This is a genomic window from Pseudomonas campi (assembly GCF_013200955.2).
GTDB lineage: Bacteria > Pseudomonadota > Gammaproteobacteria > Pseudomonadales > Pseudomonadaceae > Aquipseudomonas > Aquipseudomonas campi.
In genome coordinates this window covers 3,279,676-3,295,132 of sequence record NZ_CP053697.2, presented here as the reverse complement: position 1 = coordinate 3,295,132, position 15,457 = coordinate 3,279,676, and the positions used below count along the sequence as shown (strand labels likewise).

17 protein-coding genes are annotated in these 15,457 nt (G+C 64.1%); 15 read left to right on the top strand and 2 right to left on the bottom strand.

Features of this window, described 5'->3' with window-relative positions; translation table 11 throughout:
- The first annotated feature begins 1 nt into the window (after position 1).
- From HNE05_RS15275 to HNE05_RS15255, 5 genes are all read left to right on the top strand, one after another.
- Positions 2 to 1,111, top strand: coding sequence for a hypothetical protein (locus HNE05_RS15275; protein WP_173208925.1), 1,110 nt, complete (start codon positions 2 to 4; stop codon positions 1,109 to 1,111).
- Positions 1,112 to 1,141: 30 nt separating this feature from the next.
- On the top strand, positions 1,142 to 1,891 hold the full coding sequence (locus HNE05_RS15270; RefSeq protein ID WP_219637199.1) for an ABC transporter ATP-binding protein: 750 nt from the start codon (positions 1,142 to 1,144) through the stop codon (positions 1,889 to 1,891).
- Entirely contained in the window at positions 1,884 to 2,603 is a 720-nt protein-coding gene (locus HNE05_RS15265) for a hypothetical protein (protein WP_173208923.1), read from the top strand. Before HNE05_RS15270 ends, HNE05_RS15265 begins: the two co-directional genes overlap by 8 nt.
- Positions 2,600 to 3,925 (top strand): ABC transporter permease, encoded by a 1,326-nt coding sequence (locus HNE05_RS15260; RefSeq protein WP_173208921.1) that lies wholly within the window; start codon positions 2,600 to 2,602, stop codon positions 3,923 to 3,925. Before HNE05_RS15265 ends, HNE05_RS15260 begins: the two co-directional genes overlap by 4 nt.
- 242 nt (positions 3,926 to 4,167) lie before the next feature.
- Entirely contained in the window at positions 4,168 to 4,929 is a 762-nt protein-coding gene (locus tag HNE05_RS15255) for an SDR family oxidoreductase (RefSeq protein ID WP_173208919.1), read from the top strand.
- A gap of 47 nt (positions 4,930 to 4,976) precedes the next feature.
- On the opposite strand, the gene fabB is transcribed toward HNE05_RS15255, so the two are convergent.
- Both fabB and HNE05_RS15245 read right to left on the bottom strand, forming a co-directional pair.
- Complete coding sequence (gene fabB, locus HNE05_RS15250) at positions 4,977 to 6,200, bottom strand: beta-ketoacyl-ACP synthase I (RefSeq protein WP_173208916.1); 1,224 nt, start codon at positions 6,198 to 6,200, stop codon at positions 4,977 to 4,979.
- Positions 6,201 to 6,760: 560 nt separating this feature from the next.
- Complete coding sequence (locus tag HNE05_RS15245) at positions 6,761 to 7,924, bottom strand: 1-acyl-sn-glycerol-3-phosphate acyltransferase (protein WP_420826972.1); 1,164 nt, start codon at positions 7,922 to 7,924, stop codon at positions 6,761 to 6,763.
- 95 nt (positions 7,925 to 8,019) lie between these two features.
- On the opposite strand from HNE05_RS15245, the gene HNE05_RS15240 reads away from it, so the two are divergent.
- From HNE05_RS15240 to HNE05_RS15195, 10 genes are all read left to right on the top strand, one after another.
- Positions 8,020 to 8,202 carry a CPXCG motif-containing cysteine-rich protein gene (locus HNE05_RS15240; RefSeq protein ID WP_173208912.1) on the top strand — a complete coding sequence of 61 codons (183 nt, stop codon included), beginning with the start codon at positions 8,020 to 8,022 and terminating at the stop codon, positions 8,200 to 8,202.
- Entirely contained in the window at positions 8,202 to 8,462 is a 261-nt protein-coding gene (locus HNE05_RS15235) for a putative signal transducing protein (protein WP_173208910.1), read from the top strand. Before HNE05_RS15240 ends, HNE05_RS15235 begins: the two co-directional genes overlap by 1 nt.
- Positions 8,463 to 8,532: 70 nt before the next feature.
- Complete coding sequence (locus HNE05_RS15230) at positions 8,533 to 9,150, top strand: SOS response-associated peptidase (protein ID WP_173208908.1); 618 nt, start codon at positions 8,533 to 8,535, stop codon at positions 9,148 to 9,150.
- Positions 9,151 to 9,393: 243 nt separating this feature from the next.
- On the top strand, positions 9,394 to 10,506 hold the full coding sequence (locus HNE05_RS15225) for an S-(hydroxymethyl)glutathione dehydrogenase/class III alcohol dehydrogenase (protein WP_173208906.1): 1,113 nt from the start codon (positions 9,394 to 9,396) through the stop codon (positions 10,504 to 10,506).
- A gap of 97 nt (positions 10,507 to 10,603) precedes the next feature.
- A complete protein-coding gene (gene fghA, locus HNE05_RS15220; protein ID WP_173208903.1) occupies positions 10,604 to 11,452 on the top strand; it encodes an S-formylglutathione hydrolase in 849 nt (282 codons plus the stop codon).
- 99 nt (positions 11,453 to 11,551) lie between these two features.
- Positions 11,552 to 12,025 (top strand): 2-C-methyl-D-erythritol 2,4-cyclodiphosphate synthase, encoded by a 474-nt coding sequence (gene ispF / locus HNE05_RS15215; RefSeq protein ID WP_173208901.1) that lies wholly within the window; start codon positions 11,552 to 11,554, stop codon positions 12,023 to 12,025.
- Entirely contained in the window at positions 12,022 to 13,080 is a 1,059-nt protein-coding gene (gene truD, locus HNE05_RS15210; RefSeq protein WP_173208899.1) for a tRNA pseudouridine(13) synthase TruD, read from the top strand. The genes ispF and truD overlap by 4 nt, the downstream gene beginning before the upstream one ends.
- Positions 13,068 to 13,817, top strand: coding sequence for a 5'/3'-nucleotidase SurE (surE, locus tag HNE05_RS15205; RefSeq protein WP_173208897.1), 750 nt, complete (start codon positions 13,068 to 13,070; stop codon positions 13,815 to 13,817). Before truD ends, surE begins: the two co-directional genes overlap by 13 nt.
- Positions 13,817 to 14,491 (top strand): protein-L-isoaspartate(D-aspartate) O-methyltransferase, encoded by a 675-nt coding sequence (locus tag HNE05_RS15200; RefSeq protein WP_420826971.1) that lies wholly within the window; start codon positions 13,817 to 13,819, stop codon positions 14,489 to 14,491. Before surE ends, HNE05_RS15200 begins: the two co-directional genes overlap by 1 nt.
- Before the next feature lie 22 nt (positions 14,492 to 14,513).
- The gene (locus HNE05_RS15195) at positions 14,514 to 15,452 is read left to right on the top strand and encodes a polyprenyl-phosphate transporter (RefSeq protein ID WP_173208895.1); all 939 of its coding nucleotides are present in this window, start codon (positions 14,514 to 14,516) and stop codon (positions 15,450 to 15,452) included.
- Positions 15,453 to 15,457: the final 5 nt, after the last annotated feature.

Here is a 15,457-nt window from a genome sequence, read left to right as displayed (position 1 = left end):
CATGTCCGTCGAAGAAAAGCAGTTGACCCCGAGCCGCGCCGCCAGCAGCGCCGAGTTGCTTGGCGAGGAGGGCGCCAGCAGCACGGCGCTGGCCCTGGTCGGGTTGTCCGTGGTGCAGCCGGAGCGCGCGCCGTTGCCCTATGCGCAGCGCTGGTTCCGCGCCTGGGAGGGCGAGCTGTATCGCCGCGCGGTGCGCAAGACCGGGCGCCGGCAGTGGGATCTCAGTCGCTTCAGCGTCGATGGCGGCCCCGAGGCGAACAAGGCCGGTTACCGAGAAACCCTCGCGGCCGTCGGCCAGGCTGCCAAGCAGGCGCTGGCCGCGGCCGAGGCCAGTTGCGGTCGGCGCAGTTCGCGTGAGCGCCTGGCCCTGGTTTATTCGGACTTTTGGGGGCAGTGCTCGCACCTCGAACATGCCTTCAACTGGCGTGATGGTTTCGATCTGGACGTGATTCCCAAATTCCTCCTGCGTGAGCATGCGGTGGATGGCTATTCCTGCAAGGTGCAGGCGGGTCGCTCCGGCTTTGTGCAGAGTCTGCGCGTGGCGGGCGAACTGCTCAATGGCGGCGATATCGACAGCGTGCTGCTCGGCGGGGTGTTTCGCTTCTACCCGGCCCTGGGTTTCTCCGAGGCGATCGGCAATGCCGAGCAGGAGCGGCGCTGGCTGGGCAAGGGCGGTCAGCACGATGCGCCGATCATCGAACGCGCCGGTTTCATCGTGCTCAAGCGTGCCGAGGCCGCACTGAAGGCCAAGACCGCGCCGGTGCTGCTCGGTGCGCCGCAGTACCTGGCTGTGCCGGCCCGGCGTGAGGACGCCGCTGCGGCGCTGCGCCAGGCCTGGTCGGCGCTGCTGCCGGAGCCACGGGCGATCATCTATGGCGGTCACTACCCCTCCAGTCTGCTGGCGGCGGTGGAGGGCAGCGCGGCTGCGGCCATGGGCGATCAGCTGGTCTACGAAAACCTCTGTCGGCGCTTCGGCGACAGTGGCGGCATCAACCCACTGCTGGCGCTGCAGCGTTATGCCGAGCGCAAGGCCGCCGGCCACGATGGCGTACCGGCAGTCCTGTCGCTGAGCGACAGCCATGGCGGCACCTGGATGTTGCGGTGCCAGTGATAACGGATTTCGCGCCAAGGGGGCGGGGCCATGCAGGCTGATAACGGCGCGCCGGCAATCGCCGGCGCTGAAGGTAAGCGGATGCAGATCGTCAATGCCACGCAGCTGCCGATCGTGCGGTTGGGACAAGTGGAAAAGCGCTACGGCAAAGGCGAAGGCAGTGTGCACGCGTTGCAGGCCATCGATCTGGTGGTCGAGCGGGGCGAGTTCGCCGCCCTGGTCGGCCAGTCCGGCAGCGGCAAGAGCACGCTGCTCAACCTGATCGGCGGCATCGACAAGCCGAGCGGCGGTCGCGTGCATTTCCTCGGCCAGGACCTGGCCGAGCTGAATGACCGCGAACTGGCCCAGCTGCGCGCCCAGGAAATCGGTTTCATCTTCCAGTTCTTCAACCTGTTGCCGGTGCTCAGCGTGTTCGACAACGTCTACTACCCGCTGATGCTCAACGGCTACAAGAAGGAGCAGGCCCGCCGCCAGGTGATGCAGGCGCTGGAGCGGGTCGGCCTGGAGAAACACGCCATGCGCCCGCCGCTGGAACTGTCCGGTGGTCAGCAGCAGCGCGTGGCGATTGCCCGGGCGCTGGTGAAGAAACCGGCCTTGGTGATCGCCGATGAACCGACCGGCAACCTGGACTCGGAAACCGGCCGCTCGGTGCTGGAGCTGATGCAGGAGATCAACCGCGAGAACGGCACCACCTTCATCATTTCCACCCATGCCGACTCGGTGCGCGATGTCGCCAGCCGGGTCATCCGCATCGCCGACGGGAAGCTGCAACATGTTTAAGCGCCTGCCCCTGTTGCTCACCCTGGTGCTGGTCGGCGGCGTACAAGCCAGCGTCGAGCCACCTGCCACGCTCGACGTCTATCGTGCGCAAAGCCGGGCCAGCCTGGACGCCCTGCTGGCTGACGGCTCGCTGAGCGCGGCCCGTGATCGCGCCATTCTGGCCGTGGTCCAGGCGCCAAGCGATGGCGTCGCCGAGCAGACCATCGAAGCCCTGGCGGCCTACCGCGAACAACACCCGGATGACCTCTACGCCAAGATGTACGAGGGTTACGGCTGGCTGTTCACCGCCGGTGAATACGTCAAGAAGCAGAATTACTTCCGCGCCGCCGAACTGGCCAAGCGCGGCTTCTTCCTGATCGATGAGGCCGTTGACCAGCAGCCGGACGACTGGCGCCTGCGCTTCCTGCGCGCCCGCCTGGATGTCTACGTGCCCGCCGAGTTCGGCCGCCATGTGGTGGCGCTGAAGGACCTCGACTACCTGCGCCAGCGCCAGGGCGAGTTACCTGCGTCCCTGGCTGCGCTGATCGATTTTCTGCAGATCCGTGCCCTCGACGCAGACGGGCAACAGGCTCAGGCCGAGCAACTGCGTGAGCAACTGCGCCGTTCGCCAGTGTGGGCCGAGCTGCTGCAACAACCTGCGCCAAGTCGGTTGTTTCTCACCAGCGAAGAAATTCAGTACGTGCTGGCACCGATTGTGGAGGGCGAACAATGAGCGAGCTGCTGTATTACCTGGCCAACGCCATCATCGCCTACGCCTTGCTGCTGGTGCTGTGGACGGCCCTGAAACGACCGACCTCGATCCGTTACGCCTTCGCCAACCTGTTCCGCCAGCGGCGCCGCTCCGGCATCACCCTGCTGGCGATCATCATGGGGGGCGGGGCGGTGTTCATCTTCGGCGGCTTCGTCCAGCATTCCTTCTCGTCACTGCGCGAGCAGACCATCCGCACCAACCTTGGCCACCTGCAACTGTATCGCGAGGGCTACCTGGCCAGCGGCGCGACCAACCCGTTGCGTTACGGCATTCCCGGCTACGAGCAGATCAAGCAGGTCCTGGCCGAAGATGCCGAGCTCGGCCCCATGCTCAAGACCGTGACCGGGCAGATCGAGTTTTCCGGGATCGCCTCGCACTATGAGTCGGAGACCTCGACCTTCATCTCCGGCGTCGGTATCGAGCCGGCCAGCTCGCTGACGCTCGGTGCGCTGGATCGCATCGTCCTCGGCAGCGACCTGTCGCGCATCGACGGGCTCGGTGCGACCATCGGCACCGGCGTGGCCAAGGGTTTGTCGGCGGGCTACGACGCCGACCTCGACCTGCTGGTGGTCAACCCCACCGGTGGGCAGAACGCCATGTCGGTGACAGTGCGCGGGGTCATGCAGTCCGGTATCAAGGAATACGACGACCGTGCCCTCAAGTTGCCACTGAAGACCGCCCAGGATCTGCTGGAGACCGACGAGGTCAGTCGCATCATTCTTCTGCTCAACGACACCGATCAGACCGAGGCGGCTCTGGCGCGCGTACAAACCCTGATCAAGGAACAGGGCCTCAAGCTCGAGGTACGGCCCTGGTCGGAGCTGGCGGTGTACTACCACCAGGTGGTCAGCCTGTTTGACGGCATCTTCTTTTTCATCAAATCGATCGTCAGCGTGATCGTGGTGTTCATGATCGGCAACACCCTGATGATGAACGTGGTCGAACGCACCCGCGAAATCGCCACCCTGCGCGCCCTGGGCCTGACCCAGCGGGAGGTGGGGCGGCTGTTCATCCTCGAAGGCATCTTCATCGGCCTGCTCGGCGCGGCACTCAGCGTGGCGGTGGGCATTGGCCTGGCCGAGCTGATCAATATCAACGGCCTGCCGATGCCGCCGTCACCCGGATACACCAAGGGTTACCTGGCGTTCATCTTGTGGGACGAGGATTTCAACCTGTTCTGGTTCACCTGCGCCCTGGCCATAGTGACCGCCGTATTGGCCTCGATCATTCCGGCCAAACGCGCGTCGAAGTTGCTGATTGCGGAGGCCTTCCGCTTTACCTGAAACAACGTAACAAGTAATTAGCAAGGTAATGCCCTTGGCGGTACTCGTGAAGTTTTGCAAGTCGTTGTGCAGTTATAGACCTGTGATGAGTGGGGCGATGAAAGTTACTCGAATAATGCACGGGTAATGCTCATAAAGTTGTCAGTGAAACAGCGAAAGTTGTTCCGTGGTTAATAAGAAATGCGCAGCCGCGGTGAATGACTGACGGACCATGCGCTTCATCATCAGGGGGAAAGAAAGTTATGAGTGCCCAGCGGGAAACTGTTCTGATCACCGGGGCCGCGCGCGGCATCGGCGCGGCTATCGCCGAACGCTTTATCGAAGACGGTTACGACGTCATCCTCAATTTCCGCCGGGCCCAGGGCAAGGGTGCGGCCAGCGTTGACAAGCTGGTGGCGCATGCCGAGGCACGCGGTGTGCGGGCTTACAAGGCACAGGCGGATATCTCCGAGACGCGCGACATCGAACAGATGATCAAGAATCTGCAGGCCGAGGGCGTGGAGCGCATCGATCATCTGGTGCTTAACGCCGCCAGCGCCCCGTTCAAATCGATTCGTGAGCTGACCAAGCACGACTGGAAGGAGCTGTTCGGCACCAGCCTGATCGGCAACGTCGCCTGCATCAACCATGTGGTGCCGCTGATGCCAGCGGGGGGCACCATCTGCGCCATCTCCGGCGTCGGCTCCCATGCGGTATTGCCGAACTATCCATTGGGCCTGATGAAGGCCGCGCTGGAAAACCTGGTGCGCTATATGGAAGTGGACCTGTACGACAAGGGCATCCGCGTCAACGGCGTATGCGGCGGCGTGGTCAAGAGCGAGATGCTGCCGTACCTGTCGGAGATGTGGCCGGGGATGATCGAGCGCCTGGAGTCGGTGGGGCGGCGCTGGGCCCTGGAGCCGATGGAAATCGCCAATATTGTCGCCTTCCTGGCCTCCGACCGCTCCACCGCGATTCGCGGGCATATCGTCATGGCCACCGGCGGCACCGGCCTGGCCGCCTGACCCTCGATCTTGCCGCCAGCCTGCTGGCTGGCGGCAAGGTCAGTCGATCATTCGCCTTGCCAGCGCTTCAGCACCAGGGTGGCATTGGTGCCGCCGAAGCCGAAGCTGTTGCTCATGATGGTATTCAGGGTGACGTGCTCGAGGGTCTCGCGCAGCACCGGCATGTCGGTCAGTTCGGGGTCGAGGTTGTCGATATTGGCCGATGCGGCGATGAAGTTCTCGCGCATCATCAACAGGCAGTAGATCACCTCGTGCACGCCGGCCGCGCCCAGGGCGTGGCCAGACAGGCTCTTGGTCGAACTGATCAGCGGCATGTCGCGGCCGAACACCTTGCGCACGGCACGCATCTCCGCCAGGTCGCCGACCGGCGTGGAAGTGCCGTGGGTATTCAGGTAATCGATCGGCTCGGTGACCCCGATCAGGGCGTCCTGCATGCAGCGCATGCCGCCTTCGCCGCTGGGCGCGACCATGTCGTAGCCGTCCGATGTGGCGCCGTAGCCGATGATTTCCGCATGGATCTGCGCGTTGCGTGCCAGGGCATGCTCAAGCGCTTCGACCACCACGATACCGCCCCCGGCGGCGATCACGAAGCCATCGCGGCGCGTGTCGTAGGGGCGCGAGGCCTGCTGAGGGGCATCGTTGTACTGGCTGGAGAGGGCGCCCATGGCATCGAACAGGTAGCTCTGGCTCCAGTGCTCCTCCTCGCCCCCCCCGGCGAAGACGATGTCCTGTTTGCCCATGCGAATCTGTTCCATGGCGTGGCCGATGCAATGCGCGCTGCTGGCGCAGGCTGAGGCGATGGAATAGCTCAGGCCCTTGATGCGAAAGGGTGTGGCCAGGCAGGCCGAGACAGTGTTGCTCATGGTCCGCGGTACGCGGAAGGGGCCGACCCGGGCGATACCTTTTTCGCGGAGGATGTCCATGGCCTCCATCTGGTTGAAGGAGGAAGCCCCGCCGGAGCCGGCGATCAGCCCGGTGCGCGGGTTGGAGACCTGGGCGTTGCTCAGGCCGGCATCCTTCACCGCCTGTTGCATGGCCAGGTAGGCATAGGCCGCGGCGTCGCCCATGAAGCGTTTGACCTTGCGGTCGATGTTCAGGCTGTCCATGTCCAGCGGCACGGCCCCACACACCTGGCTGCGCATGCCGACTTCGGCGTAGGTCGGGTTGAAACGGATACCCGAGCGACCTTCACGCAGGCTGGTGCTGACGCTTTGCAGGTCATTGCCCAGACTGGAGACCAATCCCATCCCGGTGATCACGACGCGGCGCATGTGCAAATCCCTTTAGAAACTGGCGGTGGAGCCGGTGCAAATGACGGTCATAGGCCGCTCAGATTCTGCTGGCTGAGCAGGTACGCCTGAGCAGTCAGTAGTGCCGGTTTTTCCTGTGAGGGTAAATAAACAAAGTTTGCCTTAAATTGCCAGTTGCTTTTGTCGGCATTGCGCCGAAATAGTGAAAATAGTTTCGCCGGTTGGCGAGGGCTGGGGTTATGAAGTTGTCCGCTTGTTAAAGATTTTATGCGCCGGGCGGGTGCTGCACTTAATGTGAGCGAGATGAACATTTAGTGGCAAGTTCAAGGGCGCTTAGTTGCCCTGAAACAGAGCAAGAAAGTTATCGGCAACAAGTAAAGGTTGTCGGATGAGGCGGGGTGTTTACCCGCTGCCGCGTGGCCGCAGCGGGTTAACAGGCCGTTGAAAAACGTAGGCGAGGTAGCCAGCGCAAGGCAAAAACAGGCGAAAAAGCGCAGTTTACGAGCTGTAAATGAGCATTTTGAGCCTGTTTTTAACGCCGCGATGGCAACGCAGGTAGTTTTTCAACGGCCTGTTAGGGATTACAACGGCAGTCCAGCCTTGATCCGGTACTGGTTGCGCACCGGCGTGGCGTACTGGCGGATCAGCCAGGGACGCTGCTCGACCGGGCAGGCATCCAGGCGCCGTTGCCATTCGCCGCGGGCCTTGGCCAGCTCGTCGGCGGCGAACAGCTGCTCGGCAGTCGGCACCTGCAGCGCGCTGTCGCGTTCGTCCCATTGGCTGTAGGCCAGGTAATGCACAGGGAACAGCCGGTAGCCGCCGAGGATGTGCTGGTCCATCAGACTGGCCAACTGCTTGGCATCCTCGAAGCCAGCGATCACCGGCGCGCCGAAGTGGATATGCACGCGGCCTTTGTAGCCGGTGATGCCCAGGGCGATGCTGGCGTCATCCTCGCCTGGCGCCTTCTCGTAGCTGCCGGTGCTGGCGCGGATCGACAATTCGCGGGCCTTGGCCTGGTCGCAGGGGTCGTACTCGTAGCTGATCGACACCGGGATCAGGTTGAGCGAGCCAAGCACGTCGGCGAAGGTCTCGTCCTTGCGGCTCATGTGGAACATCTTGAGGATCGCCGAGTCGGTGCGGTCGTCACCGTCCTTGGCACGGCCTTCGGCCTGGGCGATCCAGATCGACTGGCCGTCGACGCGGATCGAGTGGTTGATATAGGCCGACAACAGCTGGAAGGCTGCCAGCTTCTCGCGTCGGCCGGTCAGCGAGCGATGCACGATGAAACTCTTGTTCAGGCGCATCAGATCGCTGACGAAGGGTCGTTGCAGCAGGTTGTCGCCGATGGCGATGCGCGGCGTCGGCAGGCCGGCGTGGAACACGGCGTAGTTGACGAAGGCCGGGTCCATGACGATGTCGCGGTGGTTGGCGAGAAACAGGTAGGGCGTGCCCGCCTTCAGTTGCTCCAGCCCGGAGTAGGTCACGCCATCGGTGGCGCGCTCGACGGTATGGTCGATATAGGGCTCGATGCGCTCCTGCAGCGCACCCACCGAATTCACATCGGCCAGCTGCTGACGCAGCCGATGGGCTATAAGAGGTTTAAGCAGCCAGCCGAATGGCCCGGCCAGACGCGGGAAGCGGAAACGCGTCAGGGTGCCGAGGAAGATCGGGTCGGCCAGCAGGCGGGCCAGGACGGCGGGGACTTCGTGGTCGGCGTAGGGTCGGATGGAATCGAATTCGCCCATCATGCTCTCGTTGTTCAGGTGCCTAGGCTCAGGGGGACTCCCGCGAGCCTGCAATAGACCGGCGATTGTAACCGCAAGTCACAGTGGAGGTCGTGATGCTGGAATCACAGGCGTATCAATGTCCCTATTGCGGCGAGCTGGCGGAGGCGCTGCTCGATCTTTCCGCCGGCGATCAGGAATACGTCGAGGATTGCCCGGTGTGCTGCCGGCCGATCATTTTCGACCTGCGCACCGACGGCGCGGACTGGTCACTGGATGTGCGCACGGAGAACGACTGATGCAGCGTATCTATGAACCGCAGGACCTGCTGGAAGGTGAAATGCTGCTGGGCATGCTGGCCAGCGAAGGGGTGGATGCCCACCTCGCCGGGCGTCACCTGCTCGGGGCGATAGGCGAGCTGCCGGCGCTGGGGCTGCTCGGCCTGCTGGTGGAAGATCAGGATGCCGAGCACGCACGCCGCCTGATCGATGCGTACAATGCCGCCGCGCCCTTGCCGGGCGAGGAGCCCGATGCCAGCCCCGGCATCCTGCTCTGCTAGTTGTTGCGGCCCGCCTGGCAATCGGCGCGTCGCGGTCTTTCCGCCCTGTTGATGTTGAGCCCGTTGCCTTATGAGTGGACGTTACGGCCTGTTTCGTTGGTCGCAGAGCCTGGCCACGCTGCCGGGTTTCCCTGCCGGACAGGCACCGCACTGGAACCTCGCGCCGGGCAATCAGGTGCTGTTCCTGCGCCACGTTGATGGTGAACTGCACGCCGCCAGCGGCCGTTGGGGGCTGACCCCGGCCTGGCTGAATGACCTGAGCAAGGCGCCGTCCCATGCCCGTGCGGAAACCCTCAGCGAGCAGCCGATGTTCCGCGAGGCGTTCCGCCAGCGCCGCTGCCTGTTGCCGGCCAATGGTTTCTACGAGTGGCGCGGCGAGCTGCGCAAACGGCCATTCTGGCTGACCGGCGAAGAACCCCTGCTGCACTTCGCCGCACTGTGGGAGGCTTATCCGGCGGGTGATCAGTTGTACCTGAGCGTGGCCATGGTGACTCAGGCTGCCGCGCACCTGCGCCGACCCTTGCTGCTGGATGCCGAGCAGCAGCGCGCCTGGCTGGCCGAAGACACCCCGCTAGCGGAGTTGCAGGCGTTGTTGCTGATCCCGACCCCGCCGCTGCGTGAACGGGTGCTGGCCAACCTGGTCAACGATCCCAAGTTCGATGCCCCGGAGTGCCTGACGCCGGCGTGAAACAGTCCTATCTCTGTAGGGGCGAGCTCTGCTCGCGAAGCTCTTGATTGGCCGGCTTCGCGAGCAGAGCTCGCTCCTACAAATCCGCTGCGTCTCGCCTGCCGATAAATCAGCCGAGTGCTGATACTCCGGCCGTTGCGCCAAGCCCTCCTTCAATAATGTTTTGCTTGGCGGCGGATTATTCGGCAAAGCGCACTGATCTACACTCTGCGCCACTTTCTACCCGCCTGTTGGAGAACTCCCATGATCAAGTCCCGCGCCGCCGTGGCTTTCGCCCCGAACCAGCCGCTGCAAATCGTCGAAGTGGATGTGGCGCCGCCCAAGGCCGGTGAAGTGCTGGTGCGCATCGTCGCTAGCGGCGTCTGCCACACCGATGCCTACACCCTGTCCGGTGCCGACTCCGAGGGTGTGTTCCCGGCGATCCTCGGTCACGAAGGCGGCGGCATCGTCGAGGCGGTGGGTGAGGGAGTGACCTCGCTGGCGGTCGGCGACCATGTGATCCCGCTGTACACGGCCGAATGTCGCGAGTGCAAATTCTGCAAATCCGGCAAGACCAACCTGTGCCAGAAAGTCCGTGCCACCCAGGGCAAGGGCCTGATGCCGGACGGCACCAGCCGCTTCAGCTACCAGGGCCAGCCGATCTATCACTACATGGGTTGCTCGACTTTCTCCGAGTACACCGTGCTGCCGGAAATCTCCCTGGCCAAGATCCCCAAGGATGCGCCGCTTGAGAAGGTCTGCCTGCTCGGCTGCGGCGTCACCACCGGCATTGGCGCGGTGCTGAACACCGCCAAGGTGGAGGAGGGCGCCACCGTAGCGATCTTCGGCCTGGGCGGTATCGGCCTGGCGGCGATCATCGGCGCGAAGATGGCCAAGGCCGCGCGGATCATCGCCATCGATATCAACCCGGCCAAGTTCGAGGTGGCCCGCGAGCTGGGCGCAACCGACTTCGTCAATCCCAAGGAGCATGACAAGCCGATCCAGGACGTGATCGTCGAGATGACCGATGGCGGCGTCGACTACAGCTTCGAGTGCGTCGGCAACGTCAAACTGATGCGTGCCGCGCTGGAGTGCGCGCACAAGGGCTGGGGCGAGTCGGTGATCATCGGCGTGGCCGGTGCCGGTGAGGAAATCAGCACCCGCCCGTTCCAGCTGGTGACCGGGCGCGTCTGGCGCGGTTCGGCCTTCGGTGGCGTACGCGGCCGCACCGAGCTGCCGAGCTACGTGGAAAAGGCGCAGAAGGGCGAGATCCCGCTGGATACCTTCATTACTCACACCATGGGTCTGGAGCAGATCAACGAAGCCTTCGACCTGATGCACGAAGGCAAGAGCATCCGCACCGTTATCCACTTTTGATCCGTAGGGTGGACAACGCGGCCGTCCCGGCCGCTTGTCCACCTTGATTGGTGGAAAACGCTGCGCGGTTTTCCACCCTACGCGGGAGGAGTTTCACGTGACCCTGGAAATCGTCTCCAGCAACAAGAGCTGCGGCGGCTGGCATAAGCGCTATCGCCATCGCTCCAGCACGCTGAATTGCGACATGGTCTTCGCCGTCTACCTGCCGCCGCAGGCCGAGCAGGGCGCCAAGCTGCCAGTGCTGTACTGGCTGAGCGGCCTGACCTGCACCGACGAGAACTTCATGCAGAAGGCCGGCGTGCAGAAACTGGCCGCCGAGCTGGGCCTGGTCATAGTCGCGCCGGATACCAGCCCGCGCGGCGCCGAGGTGCCGGGCGATCCGGATGGCGCCTGGGACTTCGGCCTCGGTGCCGGCTTTTACGTCAACGCCACCCAGGAGCCCTGGGCGCGCCACTACCGCATGCACGACTATGTGGTGCACGAGCTGCCGGCGCTGATCGAGGCCAACTTCCCGGTGTCTGACCGGCGCGGCATCAGCGGTCACTCCATGGGCGGCCACGGCGCGCTGGTCTGTGCCTTGCGCAATCCAGGGCGCTACCGCTCGCTGTCGGCCTTCGCGCCGATCAGCAACCCGAGCAACTGCCCCTGGGGTGAGAAGGCCCTGGGCCGTTACCTGGGTGAAGATCGCAGCCGCTGGCGTGAGTGGGATGCTTGCGCCTTGCTGGCCGAGGCTACGGAGCAGCTGCCGATCCTGGTAGACCAGGGCGATCGCGACGACTTCCTCGTCAACCAGCTCAAGCCCGAGGCGCTGCAAGCGGCGGCCAAGGCCGCCGGTCATCCGCTGACCCTGCGGCTGCAGCCGGGCTATGACCACAGCTACTACTTCATCGCCAGCTTCATCGACGACCATCTGCGTCATCATGCGGCGGCCTTGCGCAACGCGTAGTCCGGATGCAATCCGGGAAATTGGCCCCCCGGATTTCATCCGGGCTACGGGTCAATCCGGTTAGAATCACGCCCTGACTTCTGCAGGGCGTTTTCTTTTATGCGTATCGGCCATGGCTACGACGTGCACCGCTTCGGCGAGGGCGATTTCATCACCCTGGGCGGCGTGCGTATTCCGCACAAATTCGGTCTGGTTGCCCATTCCGACGGCGATGTGCTGTTGCACGCGCTCAGTGATGCGCTGCTCGGCGCTGCGGCGCTGGGTGATATCGGCAAGCATTTCCCCGATACCGACCCGACCTTCAAGGGCGCCGACAGCCGTGTGCTGCTGCGCCATGTGCTCGGCCTGATCCATGCCAAGGGCTGGCTGGTTGGCAACGTCGACGCCACCATAGTCGCCCAGGCGCCGAAGATGGCACCGCATATCGAGACCATGCGCGGGCTGATCGCCGCCGATCTGCAGGTCGAGCTGGACCAGGTCAACGTCAAGGCCACCACCACCGAGAAGCTCGGCTTTACCGGTCGCGAGGAAGGCATCGCGGTACACGCCGTGGCACTGCTGGTGAAAGCATGAACGAATTGCAACTGCTCGGCCCGCGCGCCCATGACGAGGCTTGCGGGCGCGCCGTGCTCAAGGCCACCGCGGAAGACTTCCAGGTCGACGAAGTGCTCGACATTCCGCTGTCCGGCCAGGGCGAACATCTCTGGCTCTGGGTGGAGAAGCGTGGGCTGAATACCGAGGAGGCGGCGCGTCGCCTGGCCCGGGCCGCCGGCGTGTCGCAACGCAATATCAGCTATGCCGGGCTGAAGGATCGCCAGGCGCTGACCCGTCAGTGGTTCAGCCTGCACCTGCCGGGCAAGGCCGATCCGGATCTGAGCGGCGCCGAAGGCCACAGCCTGAGCATCCTCAAGAGCGCACGGCATTCGCGCAAACTGCAGCGCGGCGCCCATTCGGCCAACGGCTTCACCCTGCGCCTGACCCAGTTCGACGGCGACAAGGATGCTCTGGAGCAACGCCTGCAGCAGATCCAAGCCCAGGGCGTGCCCAACTATTACGGCCTGCAGCGCTTCGGCTTCCAAGGCGGCAACGTCTTCGAGGCGCGCCAGTTTGCCGAGCGCCACGAGCTACCGGAACAGCGCAACCTGCGTTCGCGCCTGCTCTCGGCGGCGCGCAGCTACCTGTTCAATCGCCTGCTGGCCGAACGGGTGGCGGCGGGCAACTGGAATCAGGTAGCCGTCGGCGATCTGCTGGCGTTCACCGACAGTCGCAGTTTCTTCATGGCCGGCGAAGCCGAGTGTAGCGATCCGCGCCTGGCCATTCTTGACCTGCATCCCACCGGCCCGCTGTGGGGCAGTGGGCCGTCACCGGCGGCTGGTGCGGCGCACGCGCTGGAGCAGGGCGTGGCGGCGAGCGAGCAGGCATTGGCGGACTGGCTGGTCGAAGCGGGCATGGCGCACGAACGGCGTATCCTGCGCCTCCCCATCGGCGGCTTGTCGTGGCATTATCCGGAGCCTGACATTCTGCAACTGCACTTCGTCCTGCCGGCCGGATGCTTCGCCACCGTAGTGGTGCGCGAACTGGTCGATCTACTGCCGGCAGGGCAGACGGAAAATCCATGCGAATTCTGATTTCCAACGACGACGGGGTAATGGCGCCCGGCATCGCCGCGCTACATGGCGCGCTGGCCGACTACGCCGACTGCGTCATTGTTGCCCCGGCCGAGGACAAGAGCGGCGCCAGCAGCTCGCTGACCCTCGACCGGCCGCTGCACCCGACGCGCCTGCCCAACGGCTATATCAGCCTCAACGGCACACCGACCGACTGCGTGCACCTGGGCCTCAATGGCCTGTTCGAGCAGGTGCCGGAGATGGTGGTGTCAGGGATCAACCTGGGCGCCAACCTGGGCGATGACGTGCTGTACTCCGGCACCGTCGCGGCGGCGCTGGAAGGGCGCTTCCTCAATCGCCCGGCATTCGCCTTTTCGCTGTTGTCGCGGCAGACCGAAAACCTGCCGACCGCCGCCTATTTCGCCCGCAAGCTGGTCGAGGCGCATGGCCAGCTCGACCTGCCGCCGCGCAGCGTGCTCAACGTCAACGTGCCCAACCTGCCGCTGGAACGCATCCGCGGCATCCAGCTGACTCGCCTCGGTCATCGCGCCCGCGCCGCGGCGCCGGTCAAGGTGGTCAACCCGCGTGGCAAGGAAGGCTACTGGATCTCGATTTCCGGCGACGCCGAAGACGGCGGCCCGGGTACCGACTTCCATGCGGTGATGCAGGGCTACGTGTCGATCACCCCGCTGCAACTGGATCGCACTTTCAGTGATGCCTTCGCCAGTCTCGAAGGCTGGCTGGAGGGCTTGCTCTGATGCGCGGCCAGGATCATCTGCAGCGCCACGGGATCGGCATGACCTCGCAGCGCACCCGCGAGCGTCTGATCGAACGGTTGTACGAAGAAGGCCTGTCCAATCCGCACGTGCTGGAAGTCATCCGCCGTACGCCGCGTCATCTGTTCGTCGATGAAGCCCTGGCGCATCGCGCCTACGAGGACACCGCGCTGCCGATCGGGCACAACCAGACCATCTCCCAGCCGTACATGGTCGGGCGCATGACCGAGCTGCTGCTGTCCGCCGGGCCGCTGGACAAGGTGCTGGAAATCGGCACCGGCTCCGGCTACCAGACTGCCGTGCTGGCGCAACTGGTCGAGCGGGTGTTCTCGGTCGAGCGCATCCAAAGCCTGCAGGATCGCGCCAAGGAGCGCCTGGCCGAACTCAAGCTGCGCAACGTGGTGTTCCGCTGGGGGGATGGCTGGGAAGGCTGGAACGCCCTGGGTCCCTACAACGGCATCATCGTCACTGCGGCCGCGGCAGAAGTGCCGCAGGCGCTGCTGGATCAGCTGGCCCTGGGCGGACGCCTGGTGATTCCGGTCGGCGCCGGCGATGTGCAGGAACTGCTGCTGATCGTCCGCGAAGAAGACGGTTACTCCCGGCATGTGCTGGATGCGGTGCGTTTTGTGCCTCTGCTCAATGGGCCAGTGGCCTGACCGACCTGCCAAGGAAAGCGCTATGAAGAATTACCTGCTGCTCTTCGCCAAGGGTATTGCGATGGGCGCGGCTGATGTGGTGCCGGGCGTTTCCGGTGGCACCGTGGCCTTTATCAGCGGCATTTACGATGAACTGCTGCGCTCGATCGCCAGCGTGCCGGAAGCCCTGTTGCAGCTGCTGCGCGGACGCATCGTCAAAGCCTGGCAGACGGCCAATGCCACCTTCCTGCTGGTGCTGATGAGCGGCATTCTGACCAGCATCTTCAGCCTGGCGCGGCTGATTACCTGGCTGCTGGCCGAGCATCCTATTCCTGTCTGGTCGTTCTTCTTCGGCCTGATCCTGGTGTCCAGCCACCTGGTGGCACGTGAGATCACGCGCTGGAACTGGACACGTTTCGCCAGCTTCGTGCTGGGCATTGCCTTCGCCTGGTGGATCACCGTGGCCTCGCCGGTGCAGTGGGACAGCGATCCCCTGAGCTTGTTCTTGGCCGGCGCCATTGCCATCTGCGCGATGATCTTGCCGGGTATTTCCGGTAGTTTCCTGTTGGTGCTGATGGGCTTGTATGCCGTCGTACTGGGTGCGGTGAAGACGCTGGATATCGCTGTGTTGGCGGTCTTCGCTGCTGGCTGTCTGGTGGGTATTCTGAGCTTTGCCCGTTTGCTCACCTGGCTGCTGGCGCGCTGGCGTGATCTGACCCTGGCGTTCCTGGTCGGCCTGATGCTCGGTTCGCTGAACAAGGTCTGGCCGTGGAAACAGACCCTGACCTGGCGCACCGACAGCCATGGTCAGCAGACACCCCTGCTGCAGGACAACCTGCTGCCGGCGCAGTTCGCTCAGCTCAATGGTCAGGATGCCCAGCTCTGGCTGGCTATTCTTCTGGCCATTGCTGGTGTGGTCCTGGTTCTGGGCCTGGAGTGGCTGGCCGGACGCAAACAGCAAACGACTGGCTCCGCTGCATAATTCCG